The sequence below is a fragment of the Pseudomonas sp. TWR1-1-4 genome, assembly GCF_049897165.1.
GTDB lineage: Bacteria > Pseudomonadota > Gammaproteobacteria > Pseudomonadales > Pseudomonadaceae > Aquipseudomonas > Aquipseudomonas canadensis.
Genome location: NZ_JAFCVS010000008.1, coordinates 220,204 through 244,635 on the forward strand (window position 1 = coordinate 220,204; position 24,432 = coordinate 244,635).

Genomic DNA, 24,432 nt, shown 5'->3' on the forward strand with positions numbered 1-24,432 from the left:
AACACCGCTCCCACAGGTTTACCTGTGGGAGCCTTATAGTGTGTAGGCGATCCCGACCTGAACGGTGCGGGGTTCGCCTGGGTAGGCATATACATTGCCGAACGCTCCCTCTTCATACTCGTGATTGAACAGGTTTTTCACGTCCAGGTTCAGCCGTACCTTGTCGTTGACCTTGTAGTAGCTGAGCAGGTCGACCACGGTGTAGGTGGCCATCGAGAACGGCGTATTGGAGGTCTGGCCAACGCGCTCGGCGACGTACTTGCCACCAGCGCCAAGCCCCAGGCCCTTGAGAGCGCCGTCTTGGAACTCATAGACGTTGAGTAGGCTGAAGCTGTTGCGCGGGATGTTGGCCAAACGTGAGCCAGTGCGGATGGTGTTGTCCTTTGTGACTTCAGCATCCACATAGGCATAGCCGCCGATCACGCGCCACTCGGGGGTGATGTTGCCGGCGACGTTGAGGTCGAAACCTCGACTGCGCACCTGACCGGCAGCGACACTGAAGGTTGAGTCAACTGGGTCGGTAGTGAGCACGTTTTTCTTCTCGATCTGGTAGATCGCCGCGTCGACACTGAGTTGGCGATCCAGCGCTTCCCACTTGATGCCCATCTCGTAGGACTTGCCCTTCTCCGGTTCAAAACCACCGCCTTGACGGCTGCCACCGGTATTGGGCTTGAACGAACGGGCCGCGTCCGCGTACACCGCGATGGTGTCGGTGAGGTCGTAGATCACACCCATGCGCGGGGTGACTCCGTTATCGCTGGCTTCCCAGCTTTTACCGCCTGGCACGTAGGTGTGGTAATCGTGTTCGAAGCGCTCGAAGCGTGCACCAGCCAGCACTTTGAGGCGCTCGGTCAGGGCGACCTGGTCCTGGACGAAGGCGGCGTAGGTCTTGAGGTTTTCTTTGTCGTGGGTCGGCGTGCGTGTGAGCGCCGGGCGTGGCTGGCCGTAGACCGGGTTGAAGATATCGATGGGGTAGGCACCCACCGCGCCACTGGAACGCTGGATGATCGACTTGTAGTCGTAGTCTTCGAACTCGACGCCGGTGAGCAGCGTGTGGTCGAAACCGCCGGTGGAAAAATGCCCGGTGAGGTTTAGCTGAGTGTCCTTGTCGGTCCACTCCAGCTTGCGGTAGTTGAAGTTGCGACCCAGAGTGCGACCGTCAGCGGCCAGACCGTTGGCTTCGATGGCATTGCCTTGCAGGGTGCCGTCGAGCCATTGGAAACCGCCGCCCAGGGTCCAGTTTTCATTGAGCAGGTGCTCGAAACGCAACTGGGCCATGCTGTTGTCGTTGTGCAGTTTGCCGGCGTCTTTTTCACCCCAGAAGGTGTCGCGCGAAGGCGTGCCTTTTTGATTGGGGTAACGCGTCAAGCCACGGTCCAACGGGTGATTGTTGCGCATGAAGTCACCTTCGAAGATCACCTTGGTGTCGTCGGTGGCCTGCCAGGTGATCACCGGGGTCACGCCGTAGCGCTCGGTTTCTACGTGATCACGAAAGGTGTCGCCGCCCTCGCCCACCACGTTCAAGCGATAGGCCAGGCGACCGTCTTCATCCAGCGGGCCGGACGCGTCGAGGGTGGCGCGCTGCATGCCCTGGTCATCCAGTTGGCTGCCGAGGGTCACCGTCGGCTCGGCCAGCGGTTGCTTGGAGACCACGTTGAAGGTGCCGCCGGGATCGCCACGCCCGTAGAGCATGGTTGCCGGGCCGCGCAGCACTTCCAGGCGCTCGATGGTGTTGGCGTCGGGCATGTTCGGGTAGCCGCGGTTGATCGGGAAACCATTGCGGTAGAACTCGCCGGTAGTAAAGCCGCGCACGGTGAAGGTGGTGAGCCCCTGCCCGCCGAAGTTGTTGGCACGGCCGACGCCGCCGGCGTAGTCCAGCGCGTCCTGCAAGCGGGTGGCGCCGATATCCTCGACCACCGCCTTGGACACCACGCTGATGGACTGCGGAGTTTCATGGATCGAGGTATCGGTACGCGTCGCACTCGCCGAGCGGGTGGCGTGGTAGCCCTGCACCGGGCCCTGAGCGGTTTCGTAGTCGGCTGCGCCAGTGATGCTGGTGGTTTGCAGCTCGATCGCGGCTTTTTCAACCGGTTCGACCTCCGCCCAGCTCAATGGGGAAAACGCCTGAAGCACACACACGGAAAGCAGGGTACGACGCATGAAGGATAAACCTAGTGAAAGAGCCAGACAGGACGGCATAACTGCCAATTATTGTGGCGCGCATGATAGGTCATATCATTACCGTTTGGCATCTATTCTCATTAACCACTTATCGAGTGACCGCGTTGTATCAACGCACGGCAAAAACAGCGCAAAAAAAAGCCACTCTCACGAGTGGCTTTTGTCACGCCATGACCGCCTTAGCGATAACGTTCCAACCAATGCGCATAAGGTGCAGGCAAGGTCCACGACGACTTCTCGACGCCCAACTCCTTGGCCGCGAAGTACGCCCAGTGCGGGTCAGCCAAGTGCGCACGCCCCACCGAAACCAGGTCCAGGTGCCCGGCTTGCAAGGCGCCTTCCGCCAGTTGCGGCGTGCCAAAACCCCATGCCGATGTCACCGGAATGCCGGCTTCACGACGCACGCGCTCAGCGATCGGACCCATGAACGCAGGGCCCCATGGGATATTGGTCTCTGGGATGGTGAAGCCGACGCTGACACTTAGCAGGTCCAGGCCACCGGCCTTGAAACGACGGGCCAGTTCGATGGATTCGGTGAGGGTCTGCTCGTCGCGGCCGTCATACTCGATCACGCCGAAACGCGCGGTGAGCGGCAGGTTTTCCGGCCAGACTTCACGCACGGCGGCCAGGGTTTCCAGGAGGAATCGGCTGCGGTTGTCAAAGCTTCCGCCGTAGGCGTCGGTGCGCTGGTTGGAGTGCTCCGAAAAGAAGCTCTGGCCCAGGTAGCCGTGGGCGAAGTGCAGTTCGATCCACTCGAAACCGGCATCACGCGCGCGGCGCGCAGCGTCGACGAAGTCCTGGCGCACGCGTGCGATGTCGTCCAGGGTCATGGCGCGCGGTACTTGCGGCAGGTTGGCACCGAAGGCGATTGCCGACGGTGCGATGGTTTCCCAACGGCGTGCATCGGACGCGGCCATATGGTCGTCACCTTCCCACGGGCGGTTGGCGCTGGCCTTGCGGCCGGCGTGGCCGATCTGGATGCCCGGCACCGAACCGGCAGCCTTGATGGCCTGGACCATCGGCACAAACGCCTCGGCGTGGGCATCGCTCCAGAGCCCGGCGCAGCCTGGAGTGATACGCCCTTCCGGCGCCACGGCGGTGGCTTCGACCACTACCAGGCCAGCCCCGCCACGGGCCATGCTGGCCAAGTGCACCAGGTGCCAATCGTTGACGATGCCGTCATCGGCCATGTACTGACACATCGGCGGAATAGCGATGCGATTGCGCAGGGTGACGTCTTTGAGTGTGAACGGTTCGAACAATGCGGACATGTTGACTCCAGCCAGTGGGTGGTTGATTCGATAGTTCGATGGTAATCGAACTATGGTATTCAACGATAGCCCCCTGTTATGATTCGTTTCATGCGAGCCTTCAAACACCCCCCTCTTCAAGACCTGACTCTCGAGCGCCTGCTGTACGCCCTGAGTGATCCGGTGCGCCTGGAAATCGTGCGTTGCCTGGCAGGCGTGCCCGAAGCCACCTGCGGTGAGTTGGACGGCGGCCGGCCGAAGTCGAGCATGTCCCATCATTTTCGCGTGTTGCGCGATGCCGGGTTGGTGCAGACCCGGAGTGTGGGCACCACGCATATGAATTCATTGCGCGGCGAATTGCTTGAAGAGCGCTTTCCCGGTTTACTCGGGTGCATCCTCGCCCAGCACTGAACCAGGATCAGGCTAGCGGATCGCCTTCGCCTTGCTCGACGTGCCGGCTCGGCATACCACCCAATTTGATTGCACCAATACGCCCTTGCAGTTGGTCGACAAATCGCTGCGCCTCCAGACGCGTGTTGAACATCATGCTCAAGTCACCCAGCCGTAGCAGACAACCTTCGGGTGAGTCCACGTCTTCCAATTCGATCTTCATACGTCCTCGCTTATTCAACCGCCGCAGGCAAGCGCGGCGGCACAGGTTTGCCATCCAGATGCACGCAATCCTTGCCGTTGCGCTTGGATTCATAGAGATTGCGATCGGCGCATTTGAGTACCGCAGACAGCTCGGCACCCGCCGTAAAGCGCGTCATGCCCGCACTGCAGGTGTAGTCATGGGGCGGCGCGACACTGCAGCGAATGGCATGCAGCAGGCGTAGCGCATAATCGGTCGCCGTGTGGGGGTCATCACAGACCAGTAATACGCCGAACTCCTCGCCGCCGATCCTGCCGAAACTGTGGCTGCCTCGGGTGGATTTAAGGCACGCGGCCATCGCACAGAGAATCCTGTCGCCAACGTCATGCCCGAACTGGTCATTCTTCAACTTGAAACTGTCGATATCCAACATCATGAAATAGCCGGTATGACCGGCTGCAATCAGCTTGGCGAAACTTTCCATAAAGGCGCGCCGGTTCAATAGGGACGTCAGGTGGTCAGTGTGTGCCAGTTCGCGGAACTCACTTTCAACCAGCAGCACGGAGCGCAAGTTCTTCAAGTAAGAGAAATTCAGGATGAAGCCAATAGACACTGATGACAGGCAAAATATGAACAGGTAAACCTCGACGTCAGCGTAAATACCTATCTGGATATTTGGCCACATCACCCACCAGACCAACGCTGCACATATCAGGAAATCCTGGGGCGTGATAAAGAGTACTGCGCTGCTGAGCACCAGCGTCAACGCCAGCGGCAAGGCAAATACCTGCAGTTCGAAGTTGGTGTGCAACACATAGGCGAATCCAACAGCCAGCAACACCATGTAGGCCACGCCAAGCAGTCGCCACAGGTAGAAGTGGGTCACCGTGCGGTGAAGCTGGCAGACCACCAGCAGGCCCAGCGTGACCATCAGCTTGTCCAGCCCAAACTTCATCAACGGATCAATCAGCAACACGCCCAACCAAGCGATAATCCCGATGATTTCAGCCTGCAAGATCGCCGGTGACAATAGCCTTTGCATCCGTGGCCTAAGCTTCAAATTAGCCGGCATTCGTTCATTCCCTGTACATGAGTTGCCTAATGACTGTCGGTATGACCCGATTGGAGACTGTGCAGGCTGATCGCAAATGAATAGGCCATGAAGCGTCTAACCAACACGACAAACGGCGGCAGCACTTCCAGCTGTGTCTTGGAATGAATTTTGAAATATCCCCTGTCGACCCCCTCCCGAACCAGGCGAATTACATGCGTCTTGGAGACCGATAATTTCTCGGCAAGTGAAAGATAGGAAGAAGACCGGAAACTCGCGCCGGTGTTATCCAGCGCACACGCGTCGTTATAGATAGCCAACATCAACAAGTGACCGGCATCTCGATTGACCAACCAATAACAATCCGGCAACAACTGATCCAGGGTCGAGTTACCCTCAAGGATCTTCGTAAAACCTTTGAAATAAACGGCCAGAAAATCACGGTCATCCACCCCATCCAAATGCCGAATCATCGTATTTTCCGGATAGAGCGTGCCCAGCGGCTGAACGACGGAAGTGAGCATCGCCCGCACTTCCTGGCACGCCTGGGACGACGGGCTGAAAACGCGGAAACGGCTATCCTCCGGGTGTCCCGCCACTTTCATGAACCCCAAGGCCCTGAACAGCAGGAAAATCGACTCCAGGCCGTTCCTCGAGCAAAACCCGCGCGCCACACACAATGCTTTTACTTCGGAAAGTAACGGCTCCGGCCTGGAAAAATAGGCACTTAATAGTGCAAAAGACACCATCAAACGATTGAACTTCAACGCCGTCTTGTAGAAAAACGGTCTTTTCGAATAGGGCTTCAGCAGCAGTGTGTAATGCGTGCGAATGCACGCCTCAAATTCCACATGGCATTCGGCTACGCGTGCCGAATGCTCCAGCGCCAACTTCAACGAACGACCACACATGAGAAAGAGCCCTGATCAAACAACCTGAATTCATTGATATCAATTGCACTCTTTATGCAACCAGGTCTCACAACAACTCACGTCAGAATAAAAGCCACTAATGGCGTTTTGCCTCGAAGTGCAATCTATCGTGATTAGAGTAAGGGACCCCATCGCTACCAAAATTGTTCCAATGGCCCGTAGCAACTGGGCGACCAGCAAAACTCTTGTGACATTTACTTACATATCGCCAGCGCATTCGAAAGCCAGGCGGTTTAAGCCAAATCCAGCCAAGTTGACTTAAACGTTTCAGTCTGCGGGGCGAACCTTACCCACCAGACGGCGTCCGAGCTAAGGCACTGTTGCTTACCGCTCGCCGCGAGGTCTTCGTTTGAAAGCTGCCATCCTCAAAAAGTACCGCCTGATCATCAAGACCATGGGCTACGTGGGCTGGGCGCTGTTCTGGCTGTTGCTGTGGGACGTCGCCGTCACCGTGGACTTCATGCTGTTTCTCACCGCCAAGATCAATTTACCGCTGATGCCCCTGACCCTGCTGGGTTCGGCGCTGGTGGTGCTGATCAGTTTCCGTAACAGCAGCGCCTACAATCGGTGGTGGGAAGCACGCACGCTGTGGGGCGCGATGGTTAATAACTCGCGCAGTTTTGCCCGTCAGGTATTGACGCTGCTGGACGACCCTGATGGCGAAGTCAACCCGGTCAAGGCCACCCTGTTGCGCCGCCATGTGGCATACGTGAACTGCCTGGCCGCCCACCTCAAGGGCCAGCCATGCCCTGAAGAAGTCCGCGCCTTCATTCCCAGCGAAGAGTTCGCGCGCAATGGCGCGACCAACAACTTCGCCAACGACATCCTCACCGGCTCTGCCGCGCTGTTGGCCAAGGAATACAAGGCCGGCCACCTCGACAGCATCCGCCTGGCGCGGCTGGAGTCGACCCTGGTGGACTTGTCCAACGCCCAGGGCGGCATGGAGAGGATCGCCAACACCCCACTGCCCTACCCCTACGTGTATTTCCCGCGCCTGTTTATCTCGCTGTTTTGCCTGATCGTGCCGGTGGGGCTGGTGGAGTCCTTGGGCTGGTTCACCCCGCTGGCCTCGACGGTGGTGGGTTTCATGCTGCTGGCCATCGAGCGCATTGGCACCGATTTGCAAAGCCCGTTCAACTCCAGCGAACACCAGATCCAGATGGAAACCATCTGCGAAACCATCGAGAAAAACCTGCAGTCGATGCAGCGTGATGCGCTGGGTGGCGAACGTATCGGTTAAACCCTCCTTTGGCCCTCAAGTGCGTGCTCCCGCAGTCGATACACAGGGAGTACGCATGGGCCACACCCACCTCAAAACAACACATGCGACGCTCGACGCCACTGTTTTCCCCTTGCCAAAAATTATAAATACCCGCGGGTGAAGTCATGAATATCAAGCAAAAGCTGACCTGGGCGTTTGCCGCCATCGCGTGCGTCCCGGTTATTTTGGTCGCGGTACTGGTTGTGCTGAATCTGCGCGAGGGGGCCCAGGCCAATTTCCTCGACAGCAGCGGCCGTGAGATCCGCCAGATCGACAATGGCATGAAGCAGTTCTTCGACGGCATCAGCCAAAACGTCGACTATGTGGCCAAGGACCCGCGCGTTGTCGCGGCCAAAGACCTCAAGAGCTACGCCGGGGCCGACGCAGCCCAAATCCCCCTCACCCCCACCAATAAAGAACTGCTGGAAATTTTCGACCAGTTCGCCAAGAGCCATCCGAGCACCGCCTACCTGTCCCTGGGCTTGAAAGACGGCGGCTACGCCAGTTGGCCCGACGACACCAAACTCAACAATTACGACCCACGCGTACGCCCCTGGTACCAAGCAGCCATCGCCGCGCCGGGCAAGACCGTGCGCACCGGCGCCTACTATTGGGCGCCGGACGATGTGACGCTGATCGGCACCGTACACACCGTCGCCGACGCCACCGGGAATATCCTCGGCGTGGTCGGCCTGGACGTGTCGCTCAAGCAGCTCACCGAACTGGTGCGCAACATCAAGCTCGGTGACAGCGGCTACCTGATGCTAGTGGAAGCCAACGGCAACGTGCTGGTGGACCCCAGCGATGCCAAGCACAACTTCAAACCCCTGGCCGACCTGGGCCCGAACTACGCCGAACTGGCCAAGCGCGGCGACGGCGTGACCCAGATCGAGATCGATGGCGTGGCCTACATGGCCAATATGGTCAGCTCCAAAGACCTGGGCTGGCGTTTTATCGGCCTGATCAAGCGTGACGAAGTCATGGCCGGCGCCACCCGTCTGACCTGGTTGATCGCGGCCATTGCCGCCGTATTGGCGTTGGTGTTCGCGGTGGTCGGCGCCAGCTTTGCCAGCGTCATCGTACGGCCGATTCGCGGCGTGGCCGACGGCCTGCAAGAGATCGCCGAAGGTGAAGGCGACCTGACCCGTCAGCTCAAGGTACAAGGCAAGGACGAAACCGCCAGCCTGGCCGGCTGGTTCAACCAGTTCCTGAGCATGATCGCCCAGTTGGTGCAGCGTATCGGCAACGCCTCGTCGGACCTGCAGACCGCCGCCGCCGACACCAGCCAAGTCGCCAACAACATGAACCAGGCCGCCGGCCGACAACGCGAGGCCGTGGAGCTGGTAAGCACCGCGTTCAACGAAATGGTGGCCACCGCCAACGAAGTCGCCCGTTCTTGCAGCGCCGCCGCCACCAGTGCCGACGAAGGCTACCGCGACGTGCACGACGGCCAGCACCACATCGGTGAAGCTACCGGCAGCGTGCTCAAGCTCAGCGAAGACCTGCAGAAGTCGACCCAGACCATGCAGTTGCTGGAGCAGGACAGCAAAAACATCAACACCATCCTCGACACCATCCGTTCGATTGCCGAACAGACCAACCTGCTGGCGCTGAACGCGGCGATCGAGGCGGCGCGCGCTGGGGACCAAGGCCGAGGTTTCGCCGTGGTCGCCGACGAAGTCCGCGCCCTCGCCCGCCGTACCGCAGACTCCACCGGCGAGATCGACAGCCTGCTCGGCAACCTCGCTCGTCGCACCCAGGAAGTGACGCAGCAGATGCAAGGCAGTCTCCTGGTGTCCCACACCAGCGTGGAACGTATCCAGCAGGCCCGCGACAGCTTCGACAAGATCCGCGGCTCGGTGGACTCGATCCGCGACCAGAATACCCAGATCGCCACCGCCGCCGAGGAACAGCACCAAGTGGCCGAGGAGATCAACCGCCACATCGCGCAAATCCATGCCGACGCGCAACTGGTCGAAGGCTTTGCCCACTCGGCGCAGACCGGATCAGGTCGGTTGACGGATATTTCGGCTCAGCTCAAGGGGTTGGTGGGGCGGTTCAAGTTCTGACAAATCCGCAAACGCATCACCGTGGCGAGCGGGCTTGCCCCGCGTTGGGCTGCGCAGCAGCCCCAGCAAGGTCACCGAGTTAATCCAAGGAGGTCTCGGTGTCCTGTTTTAGGGCCGCTTCGCAGCCCAACGCGGGGCAAGCCCGCTCGCCACACATTACGCTCGCGCCGTGAGAAATGAGTAGATACCTGACTCGCATTGGGTTGAGCACGCCTACACCTCTCCAACACGCGCGACATTTAGCCTCAGCCCATCATCGCAGCACCTGTAATAGTCTATTGCAGGACTCTAATGTACTAACCAGTTACTTATCTTGCTAAAATCGCGTCTTTGCCCTCTCACATTCGAGTCCTTTCGACATGAAACGAGCATCGCGCGCTGCTGGCGCCTCTAGATTCTTACTGCTGGGCCTGGGCGTGATCATCGCCCTGCTCGGCCTCGCGCTCGCCATTGGCGGCGTCAAACTGGTCAGTCTGGGAGGTTCCTGGTACTTCCTGATCGGCGGCGCAATCATGGCGATCGCCGGGCTGTTGATCGCCGGCCGCAAGCCGGCCGGTGCGTGGTTGTTCGCAGCCTTCCTGATCGGCACGGCCATTTGGGCCGTGGCGGATGTGGGCCTGGTATTCTGGCCATTGTTCTCCCGCGTATTCATGTTTGCGGCCATTGGCATGGTGGTGGCGCTGGTGTACCCGTTGCTCGTCAACCGGCCTGCACGGGGCGCCTATGCGGTGGCTGCCGTACTGGCGGTGGGCGTAGCAGTCGCGGCAGGCAATATGTTCGTCGCCCACCCGAGCGTGGCACCGACCGGCGCCGGCCCTGGCATCACCCCGGTGGCTGCAGCGGATGCGCAGAAAGACTGGGCGCACTACGGCAACACCGAAGGTGGCAGCCGCTTTGCCGCGCTGGACCAGATCAACCGTGACACGGTCAACAAGCTCAAAGTGGCCTGGACCTATCACACCGGTGATGTAGCCATCAGCGACGGCAACGGTGCCGAAGACCAACTGACGCCCCTGCAGATCGGTAACAAGGTGTTCATCTGTACACCACACAACAACCTGATCGCCCTTGACGCCGACACCGGCAAAGAACTGTGGAAGAACGAGGTCAACGCCAAATCGGCGGTCTGGCAGCGTTGCCGTGGCATGGCGTATTTCGACGCCACCGCGCCGATTGCCCAGCCGACCCAGCCCAACAGCTCGCCGATCACGGCCGCCAGCGTTCCGGCCGGTGCGCAATGCCAGCGCCGTCTGCTGACCAACACCATCGATGCGCGCCTGATCGCCGTGGACGCCGACACCGGCAAGTTCTGCGAAGACTTCGGCACCCACGGCCAAGTGGATTTGAAAGCCGGCCTGGGTAACGTGCCGGACAGCTACTACCAACTGTCCTCGGCACCGCTGATGGCCGGCACCACCGTAGTGGTAGGCGGCCGCGTGGCCGACAACGTGCAAACCGACATGCCGGGCGGTGTGATCCGTGGCTTCGACGTGATCACCGGCCAGATGCGCTGGGCTTTCGACCCGGGCAACCCGGAAGACAAAAAAGCCCCGGCCGACGGCAGCACCTATGTGCGCAGCACCCCGAACAGCTGGGCGCCGATGTCCTATGACCCGCTGATGAACACTGTGTTCTTGCCGATGGGCAGCTCGTCCACCGACATCTACGGCGTGGAACGCACCCAGCTCAACCACAAATACGGCGCGTCGGTATTGGCGCTGGACGCCTCCACCGGTACCGAAAAGTGGGTGTACCAGACCGTCCACAATGACCTGTGGGACTTCGACCTGCCGATGCAGCCAAGCCTGATCGACTTCACGCCACCGGGCAGCGATAAAGCCGTGCCTGCGGTAGTGATCGGCACCAAGGCCGGGCAGATCTACGTGCTCGACCGCGCCACCGGCAAACCGCTGACTGACGTGCAGGAAGTCCCAGTCAAGGCCGCCAACATCCCTAACGAACCCTACTCCCCGACCCAGCCAAAATCAGTCGGCATGCCGCAGATTGGCGCGCAAACCCTGACTGAATCGGACATGTGGGGCGCCACGCCGTTTGACCAATTGCTGTGCCGCATCGACTTCAAGGGCATGCGCTACGACGGCCTGTACACCGCGCCGGGAACCGATAAATCCCTGAGTTTCCCAGGCTCCCTGGGCGGCATGAACTGGGGCAGCATTTCCACCGACCCAGTACACGGTTTTATCTTCGTCAATGACATGCGCCTGGGCCTGTGGATCCAGATGGTGCCGTCGCAGAACAAGGCCCAGGCCGCGTCCGGTGGCGAAGCGCTGAACACCGGCATGGGCGCCGTGCCGCTCAAGGGCACGCCGTATGCCGTGAACAAGAACCGCTTCCTGTCGGTGGCCGGCATTCCGTGCCAGGCGCCGCCGTTCGGCACCCTGACCGCGATCGACATGAAGACGCAAAAGGTCGCCTGGCAAGTGCCGGTAGGCACTGTTGAGGACACCGGTCCGCTGGGGATCCGCATGCACCTGCCGATCAAGATCGGTCTGCCGACCCTCGGCGGCACCTTGTCGACCCAGGGCGGCCTGATCTTCATCGCCGGCACCCAGGATTTCTACCTGCGCGCCTTTAACAGCGGCAACGGTGATGAAGTCTGGAAAGCCCGCCTGCCCGTGGGCAGCCAAGGTGGCCCGATGACTTACGTGTCGCCGAAAACCGGCAAGCAATACATCGTCATCACCGCCGGCGGCGCACGTCAGTCCACCGACCGTGGCGACTACGTGATCGCCTACGCCCTGCCATAACCCCCTGTTCGCGCGGCGCCTCCCTCCGGCGCCGCGCCTTCTGTCTGGAAGAACCCGCATGACCCCCACTTCTCCTATTCCCCTTGGGCGCCTGTTGCTGGGCCTGGCCCTGGGCGCCGCACTGCCCGTGCAAGCCGATGACACCACCCTGACCGGCGACTGGGGCGGCCTGCGCCGTGAACTCGATGCACAAGGCATCCGCTTTACCGGCGACTACAGCGGCGAAACCGCCTACAACGCTCACGGCGGCCAGCACCGTTCGGCGCGTTACTCGCAGAACCTCAAGCTGGGCGTGCAGTTCGACCTGGGCAAGCTGTATGGCTTCAATAATGGCGATCGCATTCAGGTCACTATCAACGACCGTCGTGGCAACAGCGCTTCCGAGGATTTGGTGGGCAACCGCCTGCCAATCCAGGAAAACTACGGCGGCCTCTACACGCGCCTGACCGAGCTGAGCTACGAGCGCACCCTGTATACCCCGGCACTCAACGTCAAGCTCGGCTACATGGCCATGGGCAACGACCTCGGCGGCCTGGACAGCGGGATCCTGTGCAACTTCATGAACGCCGGTTTCTGCGGGCACCCGCTGAATATGTCCGGCGGCAGTGGCTGGACCAACTACCCGAATGCGCGCCTGGGTGCGCGGGTGAAATACGACTTCGCCCCCAACTGGCAACTGCGCGTCGCCGCGTTCAACGTGGACCCGGAAAGCAACGGCAATTCCAGCCGCGCCTGGAAGCTGAGCCCCAAACACACTACCGGCACCGTGGTGCCGATCGAGCTGGTGTACAAACACGCGGGCAACCTGCCGGGTGAATACAAGCTGGGCTATTACTACGACAGCTCCGACGTGAAACGCATCGGCAGCAGCAAGGAGGTCAGCGGTCGCGGCGGCCACTACCTGCTGATCGACCAGGCCGTTTGGGCTTCCGACTCCTCCGCTGGCCGCGTGCTGCACGCCTTCGGCCAATACTCCGCCGCCAGTGAAGCGGCCTCGCCGTTCAGCAAATGGTATGGCGCGGGCGTGGTGCTGTACAAACCGTTCGAAGGCCGGCCGCGTGACACCCTGGCCCTGGGTTATGGTCGCGCCGTGCCCAACCCCCGCAGCCGCGAGGTGCAGGAATTGGCCGCGTTCAACGCCGGTAACGACTACCCCAGCCTGAACAATGCAGAACAGCTGATCGAACTCAGCTACGGCTACCAGGCCACGCCCTGGCTGACCCTGCGCCCGGATGTGCAATACATCCTCGAACCGGGGGCGTTCTCAGGCGAGAACATCGACAACGCGCTGGTGCTGGGCTTGCAAGTCAAGGCCGTGTTCTAGGCCTAACCCTGCTGATACTCGCGTGGCGTACATCCAAACTCGCGGCGGAACACCGTGTGCAGGTACTGCGCGGATTTGAAGCCGCAGCTTTGCGCAATATCGGCAATCGCCAGGGCCTGATTCTGCAGGCCCTTGGCGGCCGCGGCGAGTTTGAAGCGCAGGATCTCGTCATGCACGCTGCACCCGCGTTCCTTGCGAAAATGCGACTCCAGGGATGAACGCGATATCCCCACGTACCCCGCCACTTGGGCTGTCTTGATCCCTTGGCACGCGTACTGACGGATAAACAACAACGCCTGCATCACATACGGATTGCCCAAGGGCTGATGCAGGCTGGACGCTTGCACATTGATTGCCTCCGGCGGCACCAGGATCTGCTCCGCCTTACAAGGCTTGCCGTGCAACATCTGATGCAGCAACGCGGCGGCGGTACGGCCCATGGTTTCCGTACCCTGGATCACCGAACTCAACGGCACCCGTGTGAGGGTTCGGGTCAGCGGATCATTGTCGATGCCGATCAGCGCCACCTCTTCCGGCACGGCAATCCCTGCCGTGAGACACGCTTGCAGCAACTGCCGCGCGCGGGCGTCGGTGACGGCGATGATGCCGATGGGTTTTGGCAGGCTGTGCAGCCAGGCGATTTGCTGTTCGACGGCGCTGTCCCACAGCGGCGCACTGGTGCCCAGCCCACGATAGACCTCGACCTGCAAACCGTCCCGTTGCAGCAGGCGGCGAAAGGCTTTTTCACGCTCCTGGGCCCAGCGATTGGCCTGGGCTTCAGGCAGGCTGAAACAGGCAAACCGGGTCAGGCCGGCCTCGATCAAATGTTCGTAGGCCAACTTGATCAACGCATAGTTGTCCGTGGCCACGTAGGGAATGCCCTTGGGATAGGCGCGCACATCCTCGTAAGAACCCCCAACCGCCACCACCGGCACCTTGCTCCCGGCCAGCGCCTCGCCAATCAGCGGGTCGTCGAAGTCGGCAATGATGCCATCGCCCTGCCAGCGCTCGATGCCTTTGAGGCGACACAGAAAGTCTTCTTCCAGGAACAAGTCCCAGGAGGCGCGAGTGCTGCTCAGGTAATTGCCGATGCCGGCGATGATGCCACGGTCGTAGATTTTGCTGCCGTTGAACAGCAAGGCAATGCGGTGCACGGGCGGTAGGGTTTTCATTGTTGTTGTCCTGGGCCGATCAAAACAGACTAGTCCCTGCCACGCAAAATCGCACCGTCTCTTGGTGATTTTCGTAATCGGCAGGCCGCACGCCGTTGCTAGTATCGAGCCACCGCCAAGAACAATAAGGAAAACGCCATGCCGTACTTCCCCGGTGTCGAGAAGGTTCGCTTCGAAGGCCCCAATAGCGATGCCCCCCTCGCCTTTCGCCATTACGACGCCAACAAGCTCATCCTCGGCAAACCCATGCGCGAACACTTGCGCATGGCGGCCTGTTATTGGCACACCTTCGTCTGGCCGGGGGCGGATATGTTTGGGGTGGGCACCTTCAAGCGGCCGTGGCAGCGCAGCGGCGACCCGATGGAATTGGCCATCGGCAAGGCAGACGCCGCCTTCGAATTTTTCTCCAAGCTGGGCATCGACTACTACAGCTTTCACGACACGGACGTCGCCCCCGAAGGCAGCTCGCTCAAGGAATACCGCCACCACTTTGCGCAGATGGTCGATCACCTGGAGCGCCATCAGGAACAGACCGGGATCAAGCTTCTTTGGGGCACTGCCAACTGCTTCAGCAACCCGCGCTTTGCCGCCGGCGCCGCCAGTAACCCGGACCCGGAGGTGTTTGCCTACGCCGCTGCCCAAGTTTTCAGCGCGATGAATGCGACCCTGCGGCTCAAGGGCGCCAACTATGTGCTGTGGGGTGGCCGCGAAGGTTATGAAACCCTGCTCAACACCGACCTCAAGCGCGAGCGCGAACAACTCGGGCGCTTCATGCGCATGGTGGTGGAACACAAGTATAAGATCGGCTTCAAGGGCGACCTGCTGATCGAACCCAAGCCCCAGGAACCGACCAAGCACCAATACGATTACGACAGCGCCACGGTGTTTGGCTTCCTGCATGAATACGGCCTGGAACAGGAGATCAAGGTAAACATCGAGGCCAACCACGCGACCCTGGCCGGGCACAGCTTTCATCATGAGATTGCCACCGCCGTGTCCCTGGGGATCTTCGGCAGTATCGACGCCAACCGAGGCGACCCGCAGAACGGCTGGGATACCGACCAGTTCCCCAACAGCGTCGAAGAGATGACCCTGGCCACCTATGAAATCCTCAGGGCTGGCGGTTTTAAGAACGGCGGCTATAACTTCGACTCCAAGGTGCGTCGCCAGAGCCTGGACGATGTGGACTTGTTCCACGGGCATGTGGCGGCCATGGATGTGCTGGCCCTGGCACTGGAACGCGCGGCGGCGATGGTCGAGAACGACCGGTTGCAGCAGTTCAAGGACCAACGTTATGCCGGCTGGCAGCAACCGTTGGGCCAGGCCGTGCTGGCGGGTGAGTTCAGCCTGGAATCACTGGCTGAGCATGCGTTTGCCCAGGAGCTGAACCCGCAGGCGGTGAGTGGGCGGCAGGAGATGCTTGAAGGTGTTGTGAATCGGTTTATCTACCGCTAGCACTGTGGCGAGCGGGCTTGCTTGTGGGGTGTTGGCTTGTTTGTGGTGAGCGGGCTTGCCCCGCGCTGGGGCGCGTAGCGGCCCCACTGCAGGCGATGTGTTTTTACCTGACACTCTGAGGTGCCTGGTTTTGGGGCTGCTTCGCAGCCCAGCGCGGGGCAAGCCCGCTCACCACAGCAAGCCCGCTCACCACGGATACAGTGTTTGTCTAGAGTCTTCCAACAACAATAAAAGGACGCACAATCATGAAACGTACACTCATCGCCACTGCCCTGGCCCTGCTCGCCCTGCCAGTCATGGCCGACTCAGCCCACCCGAAAATCGGCTTTTCCATCGACGACCTGCGCCTGGAACGCTGGTCCCGCGACCGCGACTACTTCGTCGCAGCTGCAGAAAAACTCGACGCCAAGGTCTTCGTGCAATCGGCCGATGCCAACGAGCAGAAGCAGATCTCGCAGATTGAAAACCTGATTTCCCGTGGCGTCGACGTGATCGTCATCGTGCCGTTCAACGCCACCGTGCTCACCAACGCCGTCGCAGAAGCCAAGAAAGCCGGGATCAAGGTGGTGTCCTACGACCGCCTGATTCTCAACGCGGACATCGACGCCTACATCTCCTTCGATAACGAAAAAGTCGGCGAAATGCAGGCCAGCGGCGTGTTGCAAGCGGCGCCCAAGGGCAACTACTTCCTGCTCGGCGGCGCGCCCACCGATAACAACGCCAAGGTGCTCCGCGAAGGCCAGATGAAGGTGCTGCAACCGGCCATCGACAAGGGCGATATCAAGGTGGTCGGCCAGCAGTGGGTCAAGGAGTGGAACCCCACCGAAGCCCTGAGCATCGTCGAAAACGCCCTGACCCGGAACAACAACAAAATCGACGCCATCGTCGCCTCCAACGACGCCACCGCTGGCGGTGCGATCCAGGCCCTGGCCGCGCAGAAACTGGCGGGCAAGGTGCCGATCTCCGGGCAGGACGCCGACCTGGCCGCGATCAAGCGCGTGATCGACGGCACCCAAACCATGACGGTGTACAAGCCGCTCAAGCTGATCGCCACCGAAGCCGCCAAGCTCTCGGTGCAACTGGCGCGTAACGAGAAGCCGACCTACAGCTCGCAGTACGACAACGGCAGCAAGAAGGTCGACACCATCCTGCTCACGCCTACCCCGCTGACCAAAGCCAATATCGATCTGTTGGAGAAAGACGGGTTCTATACCAAAGAGCAGATTGCCGGGCAGTGACCGCCATGTCCGACTACCTGCTGCAAATGAACGGCATCGTCAAAACCTTTGGCGGTGTCAACGCCCTCAACGGCATCGACATCAAGGTACGGCCGGGGGAATGCGTCGGCCTGTGCGGCGAGAACGGCGCCGGTAAATCAACCCTGATGAAGGTGCTGTCGGCGGTTTATCCGTACGGCACCTGGGACGGTGAAATCCTCTGGGACGGGCAGCCGCTCGAGGCTCAGTCGATCAGCGAGACCGAGGCGGCGGGGATCGTGATCATTCACCAGGAACTGACCCTGGTGCCTGACTTGTCGGTGGCCGAAAACATCTTCATGGGCCACGAACTGACCTTGCCGGGTGGGCGCATGAACTACCCGGCGATGATCCACCGCGCCGAAGCCTTGATGCGCGAGCTCAAGGTACCGGACATGAACGTCGCGCTGCCGGTGTCGCAGTACGGCGGCGGCTACCAGCAATTGGTGGAAATCGCCAAGGCCCTGAATAAACAGGCGCGCCTGTTGATTCTCGATGAGCCCTCCTCGGCCCTGACGCGCTCTGAAATCGAAGTACTGCTGGACATCATCCGCGGCCTCAAGGCCAAGGGCGTGGCCTGCGTGTACATCTCCCACAAGCTCGATGAAGTGGCGGCGGTGTGCGACACCATTGCGGTGATCCGCGATGGCAAGCACATCGCGACCACGGCCATGGCCGACATGGACATCGCGCAGATCATCACCCAGATGGTCGGCCGCGAGATGAGCAACCTCTACCCCACCGAGCCGCATGACGTAGGCGAGGTGATTTTCGAGGCGCGCAACGTCACCTGCTATGACGTCGACAACCCCAAGCGCAAGCTTGTGGACGACATTTCCTTCGTGCTCAAACGCGGGGAAATCCTCGGCATTGCCGGGTTGGTGGGCGCCGGGCGTACGGAACTGGTGTCGACACTGTTCGGCGCCTACCCAGGGCACTACAGCGCCGAGGTGTGGTTGGACGGCCAGGTGATCGACACACGCACGCCGCTCAAATCCATCCGCGCCGGGCTGTGCATGGTGCCCGAGGACCGCAAGCGCCAGGGCATCATTCCCGACCTGGGCGTGGGCCAGAACATCACCCTGGCGGTGCTCGATACCTATGCGCACATGACGCGGATCGATGCCGAAGCCGAACTGGGCAGCATCGACCAGCAGATCGCACGCATGCACCTGAAGACCTCCAGCCCGTTTTTGCCGATCACCAGCCTGTCCGGGGGTAATCAGCAAAAGGCCGTGCTGGCGAAAATGCTGATGGCCAAGCCCAAGGTGTTGATCCTCGACGAACCCACGCGGGGCGTGGACGTGGGCGCCAAATATGAGATCTACAAGTTGATGAACGCCCTGGCGGCCGAAGGGGTGTCAATCATCATGGTGTCCTCGGAGCTGGCCGAAGTACTCGGGGTCTCCGACCGCGTGCTGGTGATCGGCGAAGGCCAGCTGCGCGGTGATTTCGTCAACAACGGCCTCACCCAAGAACAGGTGCTCGCGGCTGCGCTCAGCCATAACAATAATGATCGGAAGACCGCGTAGATGAATCAGCTCAAACAGCTGTTTACCCGCTACAAAATGCTCGCCCTGGTGATCGCCGTAGCGGTGATCTGGCTGTTTTTCAGCTGGCAGACCGAGGGCGGGTTTCTCACACCACGTAACCTGTCCAACCTGCTGCGGCAGATGTCGATCACCGGGATATTGGCGTGCGGCATGGTGCTGGTGATCATCAGCGGCGAGATTGATTTGTCAGTGGGGTCATTGCTCGGGTTGCTGGGCGGGTTGGCGGCGATCCTTGATGTGGTTTATCACGTGCCGCTGCTGGCCAACCTGAGCCTGGTGGCGTTGTGTGGGCTGATGATCGGCGTGGCCAACGGCTACATGACCGCGTACCTGCGGATTCCTTCGTTTATCGTTGGCTTGGGTGGGATGCTGGCATTTCGCGGGATTCTGCTGGGGATCACGGGCGGTACCACCATCGCGCCGGTTTCGCCGTCGCTGGTGTATGTGGGCCAGGGGTATCTGCCGCATTCGGTGGGTATTGGGCTCGGCGTCTTGTTGTTTGCACTGACGCTGTTCCTCACGTGGAAACAACGACGCAATCGCGCGCTGCATGGTCTTGCGGCACATTCCCTCGTGCGTGATCTGGTGCGCGTGGTACTTATCGGCGCCGTGCTGGCCGGGTTCGTCACCACGCTCAACAGTTACGACGGCATTCCCGTCCCCGTCTTGCTTCTACTCGTGCTTCTGGGCGTATTCAGCTACGTCACCAGCCAGACCGTGTTCGGCCGCCGCGTCTACGCGGTGGGCAGCAACATGGAAGCCACGCGCCTGTCGGGCATCAACGTGCAGGCGGTGAAGCTGTGGATCTTCGGCATCATGGGCGTGATGTGCGCCCTCGCCGGCCTGGTCAACACCGCCCGCCTCGCTGCCGGTTCGCCGTCGGCGGGGAATATGGGCGAGCTGGATGCCATCGCTGCGTGTTTTATCGGCGGCACGTCCATGCGTGGCGGCTCGGGCACGGTGTACGGCGCGTTGTTGGGCGCGCTGGTGATTACCAGCCTGGACAATGGCATGTCGATGCTGGATGTGGACAGTTACTGGCAGATGATTGTGAAGGGCAGCATTCTGGTGTTGGCGGTGTGGGTGGATGTGAGTACGCGGACAGGTCGTAGGTAACGGTCCGGAAAAACACCGAAGCTCCCACATTGAGAGGTGGCGTTAGCGGCATTCGGTCATGGTTTGAGAAGCGCCAGCAAGGCGTGTCGCGTTTAATTGCAGGACGTTTCCTAGGCAATCTTTGTCGCCTTGTGCCTGCAGGAATCAATGGCGAGCCTGCGATCCACCCTCGCGCGCCTGAAGCCATCAACAGCGCAGGCATAAAAAACAGGCGTAAAAAAGCCACTCCGAAGAGTGGCTTTTTAGTGAGTTACTGGCTCAACACAACATCGCGCATCGCCGGGATGTAACCGTAGTCGTAAGCCTCCTGCACAAACGAGCGATCGCCTTTCAATACAATCCTCACGGTGGGTGCTTCGGTGCCGCCGATGCGGTAGTCATCGCCGCTGGTGGGCACGCTGTCGATAAACGAGGTCACCAGGCCATTGGGCATCACGCAATGGGAATACGTCTGGAATGGCTGCGAAGGCGGATTGCCAAGCACCAGGCCGGAAGCGTTCATCAGCGTATAGGGACCAAACAGGTGATCACTGACAAACCCATAAACGCCATCCGGGCCGGTCACGCCGTCCGCGTAAGTGAATTTGTGGCTGATGGTGAACAGGTAATACTTGTCGTCCTGGAACACATAGTGCGGACGCTCGGTCTGGTCGTTGACCCCCACGGCAGTGACCAGGGGCGGCAGAATTTCCCACTCGTCACCGTTAAGGTCTTTGGCCACGGCGATGCCGATGCAGCCAACCTGATAACGTGCCCCGCCGACATCTTCATGCCCTGGCGGCACCAGGCCTATTTCATTCGGGCCCACTTCGTGAGTCCCGCGCTCGCCGGCAACGTTGCCTTCAAACACCATGTACAACTTGCCATCTTTGGGATCGATAAAGGGGCTGGGATCGCGAAAGTTCCAGGTCGAATTTTGCGCTTCGGTTTGGTAATAGATGCCGTCGGCATCAAACAGTGATTTGACCTGATCAAAGCCCTGCAGGGTAACGCCGGTATCCGACGTAACCACTTGGCCCCTGACTTTGGCAATGGTGGCGCCCGGTGTGACGCAGGTGTAGTACAGGTCGATATCACCGTTGTTATTCAGCAGGATCGGTGTGCCTGCCCATTCACGCGTGGTCGGCGAAACCCCTTCGGCCATGACCCGGCCGCCGAAGATCCAGTCCTTGCCGGTGCGCGAGTACCAATAGCAGATACGCGCATGGCCATGGCGGTCTTCCCAATCGCGCTTGATGTCGTAGCGGCCATCGGCGTTGATGAATTGTGGGTCATGGGGACGACGGTCGGCGGTCAGGGTGAAGATCACCGACCAGCCATTGACCGATACCACCGTGCCATCCAGTTCACGCAAGGGCATGGTGTCCCAGATAAAGACCGTGTCACTCATGACAGGAAAGTCAGGACTCACTAACGGCTGTGTCGTCGTCGGGTCATTCTCATTAACTTTCAGCGCATCGGCCCGTGTCCAGCGAGTGGGTGTGTGATTCGCGTGTTTCATGATGATGTCCTTTTGCTGACGCTTAAGTGACAAGCGAAGATTAAATAGCACATGACAGCCAACAACTTAATAGTGGCTGAAAGAGCAAGAGATAGTTGGCTCTGCAAGTGCGAAATAAGGTTTAACATGGAAACCTACCTGTCGCAACATGAAGAATTATTTAGATTACAAAGGCCATCACTGTATTTATATCCTTGATATAAATACAGTGGCACCCGTATTAAATGATCGTTAAGTAGAAAGCTAGCTAATCAACTACCAAAGATCAGGGCTACCGACTGGGCGCCGGCATTCTTCTGGGTAAAGTCCTTGGCTTGTGCGGCGGTCTTCAAGGTATAGCCATAGTTGGAAAGGGCCGTCCATTGCGCTTTAGGCGACTTCTGATTGGTGATCGGCGGGACACTGTTGGTATCGGTGAACGTGCCAGTGCCTTTGTCGTCCAACATGCCTTTATTTTGGCTGCCTTCGCCAAAGTAGTTACTTTCAGAAAGGATATTGGCGTTTTGTGCCAGGGTAAAACCGAGGTGGAAGTTATTGATGTAGTTGTTGTACACATGAAAATAACCGTAACGCATCAAGCCAGGCGCACGCACTTCCATGTTGTCGAAGCGGTTATGGCACAGCGTCAGGCGCGGATAACCATTGAACTCTGCTTTATTATCATCCGCCGGGTGGCCGAAGATCAGGCCATACTTGTGGCTGCCAAAGAAGCAGTTGCTGATGGTGGCATAATCGGCCTTTTCACCGATATACAGCAGTTTATCTTCACTGCCGTCAGTGGTGGACCAGCTGTGCCCGACGAAAGAGCAATGGTCAATCCAATACTTGCTGCCGTAGTTCAAGTAGACCTGAATATCATCATTGGCCTTGATATTTGCCGAATGCTTGAAGATAAGATTCTGCAGAATAATGTTCTGCGACTGCGCCGTTGCACGCAGGTGAATATTCTCCAGGGTGCGGTTCTGGAACGAGCCAATCAGGGTCTTGTTGGCGCCCATGTTGACTTTAGTCAGGCTCGACGCCGAGATATTACTGTTGATCACCAGTACCCGTGGGGTGGTATCGCCGATATTAGCCTTGAGTTGATCGAGTGTGGTGATACTGACCACAGGGCCGGACCAGCCACCTGTCACTTTTGCCGCTTGGGCGAAACCGGTCAAACCGGTGAGTTTGCTTTCTGGATAGGACATGAGTTCCCTCTCTATCAATAAAATGGCTCGGTAAGACGAGCCTGTGCATCAAGTTAATCCGTTAACTTGCACACAGTGTTTGGCAGGACTGAGGTTGCCGGGTGTTGGTCGATCAGCGCTTAAACACTGTGTTTATGTACAGTATTCTCGATTCACCGGATCGTCAACCCTTACGCAGCCAAAAAATGTGGGAGGGGGCAAGCCCCCTCCCACATTTACCCTGCTATGTTCTTTTGGCCGTTACTTGGACACAGGCATCGCAAACTCCGCGCCCTGCTCGATGCTCTCCGACCAGCGCTGCATGATCGACTTCTGCTTGGTGTAGAAGCGCACGCCCTCAGTGCCGTAGGCATGCATGTCGCCGAACAGACTCTTCTTCCAGCCGCCGAACCCGTGCCATGCCATCGGCACCGGGATCGGTACGTTGATGCCGACCATGCCCACTTCAATCCGTCGTGCAAACTCGCGGGCGATATTGCCGTCGCGGGTGAAGCAGCTCACGCCATTGCCGAATTCGTGGTCGTTGACCAGCTTGATCGCTTCGCCGAAGTCATTCACGCGCACGCAGGCCAGCACCGGGCCGAAGATTTCTTCGCGGTAGATGCTCATCTCTTTGGTCACGTGATCAAACAAAGTCGCTCCAAGCCAGAAGCCGTTTTCCAGGCCCGCTTCGGTGGGCACGTAGTCGCGCCCGTCGAGCAGCAGTTGCGCGCCGGCCTGTACGCCTTGTTCGATGTAGCCGCTGATACGCTCCAGCGCCGCGCGGGATACGATCGGGCCCATTTCGGCCTTAAGGTCGCGGCCGTCGGTGATGCGCAGTTGCTTGGCACGCTCGGTCAAGGCGGCGATGACTCTGTCACCCACATCGCCCACCAGCACGGCGACGGAGATGGCCATGCAGCGTTCGCCAGCACTGCCGTAGGCGGCGCCCATCAGGGCGTCGACGGTTTTTTCGATATCCGCGTCGGGCATCACCACCATGTGGTTTTTGGCGCCGCCCAGGCCTTGCACGCGCTTGCCATTGCGCGCGCCGGTCTCGTAGATGTATTGGGCAATCGGGGTAGAGCCAACGAAGCTCACGGCCTTGACGTCCGGGTGTTCGATCAGCGCATCAACCGATTCCTTGTCGCCCTGCACCACGTTGAACACGCCTTTGGGCAAGCCGGCTTCGCGCAGCAGTTCGGCCATGAAAAGCGACGCGCTTGGGTCGGTCGGGCTTGGCTTGAGGATGAAGGTATTGCCCGCCGCGATGGCGATCGGGTACATCCACATTGGCACCATCACCGGGAAGTTGAACGGTGTAACACCGGCCACAACGCCGAGCGGTTGGCGCATCGTCCAGTTGTCCATGCCACGGGAAACCTGGTCGGAGTGTTCGCCCTTGAGCAGGTTGGGAATGCCGCAGGCAAATTCGAGAATGTCGATGCCACGGTCGACTTCACCCTGGGCGTCGGTAAAGACCTTGCCGTGCTCGGCGACGATGATGCGCGCCAGGTCATCCTTGCGTGCACGCAGCAGGTGCAGGTATTCGAACAACACGCGGGCGCGGCGGATGGGCGGAGTGTCGGCCCAGTCGGCGAAGGCAGCCTGGGCAGCGGCCACGGCTTCGGAGACAGTTTGGCGGCTGGCCAAGGCGACGCGGCCAGTCTTTTCGCCGGTGGCCGGGTTGTAGACGTCCTGATAGCGATCATCGCGGCTCACGCGCTGGTCGTTGATGTAGTGCTCGATTGTGGTTGTCATGGCAGTAAATCCCAGGTGGGT

General features: G+C 59.8%; 18 protein-coding genes and 1 pseudogene. 10 read left to right on the forward strand and 9 right to left on the reverse strand.

Annotated features, from left to right (window positions below; genetic code table 11):
* Positions 1-33: 33 nt before the first annotated feature.
* Together ACP7C6_RS25550 and ACP7C6_RS25555 are read right to left on the reverse strand one after the other, a co-directional pair.
* Entirely contained in the window at positions 34-2,160 is a 2,127-nt protein-coding gene (locus tag ACP7C6_RS25550; RefSeq protein WP_426109388.1) for a TonB-dependent siderophore receptor, read from the reverse strand.
* A gap of 200 nt (positions 2,161-2,360) precedes the next feature.
* The gene (locus ACP7C6_RS25555) at positions 2,361-3,452 is read right to left on the reverse strand and encodes an NADH:flavin oxidoreductase/NADH oxidase (RefSeq protein ID WP_068933938.1); all 1,092 of its coding nucleotides are present in this window, start codon (positions 3,450-3,452) and stop codon (positions 2,361-2,363) included.
* Positions 3,453-3,530: 78 nt separating this feature from the next.
* On the opposite strand from ACP7C6_RS25555, the gene ACP7C6_RS25560 reads away from it, so the two are divergent.
* Positions 3,531-3,842: an ArsR/SmtB family transcription factor gene (locus tag ACP7C6_RS25560; protein ID WP_122724449.1), complete on the forward strand. Its 312-nt coding sequence runs from the start codon at positions 3,531-3,533 to the stop codon at positions 3,840-3,842.
* A gap of 7 nt (positions 3,843-3,849) precedes the next feature.
* Here ACP7C6_RS25560 and ACP7C6_RS25565 read toward each other — a convergent pair whose 3' ends face one another.
* The 3 genes from ACP7C6_RS25565 to ACP7C6_RS25575 are packed head-to-tail and all read right to left on the reverse strand — an operon-like array spanning position 3,850 to position 5,985.
* Positions 3,850-4,044, reverse strand: a complete 195-nt coding sequence (locus ACP7C6_RS25565; RefSeq protein ID WP_028619702.1) for a hypothetical protein — start codon at positions 4,042-4,044, stop codon at positions 3,850-3,852.
* A 10-nt stretch (positions 4,045-4,054) separates the two neighbouring features.
* Positions 4,055-5,095 carry a GGDEF domain-containing protein gene (locus ACP7C6_RS25570; RefSeq protein ID WP_426109389.1) on the reverse strand — a complete coding sequence of 347 codons (1,041 nt, stop codon included), beginning with the start codon at positions 5,093-5,095 and terminating at the stop codon, positions 4,055-4,057.
* Positions 5,096-5,121: 26 nt separating this feature from the next.
* Positions 5,122-5,985 (reverse strand): hypothetical protein, encoded by an 864-nt coding sequence (locus ACP7C6_RS25575; protein ID WP_028619700.1) that lies wholly within the window; start codon positions 5,983-5,985, stop codon positions 5,122-5,124.
* Between the two features lie 370 nt (positions 5,986-6,355).
* On the opposite strand from ACP7C6_RS25575, the gene ACP7C6_RS25580 reads away from it, so the two are divergent.
* The 5 genes and pseudogenes from ACP7C6_RS25580 to ACP7C6_RS25600 all read left to right on the forward strand — a co-directional run bounded on the left by ACP7C6_RS25580 (position 6,356) and on the right by ACP7C6_RS25600 (position 13,428).
* On the forward strand, positions 6,356-7,246 hold the full coding sequence (locus ACP7C6_RS25580; RefSeq protein WP_016978827.1) for a bestrophin family protein: 891 nt from the start codon (positions 6,356-6,358) through the stop codon (positions 7,244-7,246).
* Between the two features lie 146 nt (positions 7,247-7,392).
* Positions 7,393-8,472: pseudogene (locus ACP7C6_RS25585) on the forward strand (cache domain-containing protein); the annotation flags it as partial.
* Between the two features lie 96 nt (positions 8,473-8,568).
* Complete coding sequence (locus ACP7C6_RS25590; protein ID WP_370468632.1) at positions 8,569-9,336, forward strand: methyl-accepting chemotaxis protein; 768 nt, start codon at positions 8,569-8,571, stop codon at positions 9,334-9,336.
* A 359-nt stretch (positions 9,337-9,695) separates the two neighbouring features.
* On the forward strand, positions 9,696-12,104 hold the full coding sequence (locus tag ACP7C6_RS25595; protein ID WP_068933944.1) for a glucose/quinate/shikimate family membrane-bound PQQ-dependent dehydrogenase: 2,409 nt from the start codon (positions 9,696-9,698) through the stop codon (positions 12,102-12,104).
* Between the two features lie 58 nt (positions 12,105-12,162).
* Positions 12,163-13,428, forward strand: coding sequence for a carbohydrate porin (locus ACP7C6_RS25600; protein ID WP_122684322.1), 1,266 nt, complete (start codon positions 12,163-12,165; stop codon positions 13,426-13,428).
* A 2-nt stretch (positions 13,429-13,430) separates the two neighbouring features.
* On the opposite strand, the gene ACP7C6_RS25605 is transcribed toward ACP7C6_RS25600, so the two are convergent.
* A complete protein-coding gene (locus ACP7C6_RS25605; RefSeq protein WP_308908675.1) occupies positions 13,431-14,600 on the reverse strand; it encodes a XylR family transcriptional regulator in 1,170 nt (389 codons plus the stop codon).
* Positions 14,601-14,738: 138 nt separating this feature from the next.
* On the opposite strand from ACP7C6_RS25605, the gene xylA reads away from it, so the two are divergent.
* The 4 genes from xylA to ACP7C6_RS25625 all read left to right on the forward strand — a co-directional run bounded on the left by xylA (position 14,739) and on the right by ACP7C6_RS25625 (position 19,980).
* The gene (xylA, locus tag ACP7C6_RS25610) at positions 14,739-16,055 is read left to right on the forward strand and encodes a xylose isomerase (protein WP_028619695.1); all 1,317 of its coding nucleotides are present in this window, start codon (positions 14,739-14,741) and stop codon (positions 16,053-16,055) included.
* Positions 16,056-16,300: 245 nt separating this feature from the next.
* The gene (gene xylF, locus ACP7C6_RS25615; RefSeq protein ID WP_028619694.1) at positions 16,301-17,293 is read left to right on the forward strand and encodes a D-xylose ABC transporter substrate-binding protein; all 993 of its coding nucleotides are present in this window, start codon (positions 16,301-16,303) and stop codon (positions 17,291-17,293) included.
* A 5-nt stretch (positions 17,294-17,298) separates the two neighbouring features.
* Positions 17,299-18,843 (forward strand): D-xylose ABC transporter ATP-binding protein, encoded by a 1,545-nt coding sequence (xylG, locus tag ACP7C6_RS25620; RefSeq protein WP_426109390.1) that lies wholly within the window; start codon positions 17,299-17,301, stop codon positions 18,841-18,843.
* A complete protein-coding gene (locus ACP7C6_RS25625; RefSeq protein ID WP_028619692.1) occupies positions 18,844-19,980 on the forward strand; it encodes a sugar ABC transporter permease in 1,137 nt (378 codons plus the stop codon).
* Positions 19,981-20,230: 250 nt separating this feature from the next.
* Here the strand turns inward: ACP7C6_RS25625 and ACP7C6_RS25630 are convergent, their stop codons facing one another.
* The 3 genes from ACP7C6_RS25630 to ACP7C6_RS25640 form a co-directional block, all read right to left on the reverse strand.
* Positions 20,231-21,481 (reverse strand): glycoside hydrolase family 68 protein, encoded by a 1,251-nt coding sequence (locus tag ACP7C6_RS25630; RefSeq protein WP_028619691.1) that lies wholly within the window; start codon positions 21,479-21,481, stop codon positions 20,231-20,233.
* Positions 21,482-21,732: 251 nt separating this feature from the next.
* Complete coding sequence (locus tag ACP7C6_RS25635; RefSeq protein WP_028619690.1) at positions 21,733-22,671, reverse strand: pectate lyase; 939 nt, start codon at positions 22,669-22,671, stop codon at positions 21,733-21,735.
* Between the two features lie 240 nt (positions 22,672-22,911).
* Entirely contained in the window at positions 22,912-24,411 is a 1,500-nt protein-coding gene (locus tag ACP7C6_RS25640; RefSeq protein ID WP_028619689.1) for a CoA-acylating methylmalonate-semialdehyde dehydrogenase, read from the reverse strand.
* Between the last annotated feature and the right edge of the window lie 21 nt (positions 24,412-24,432).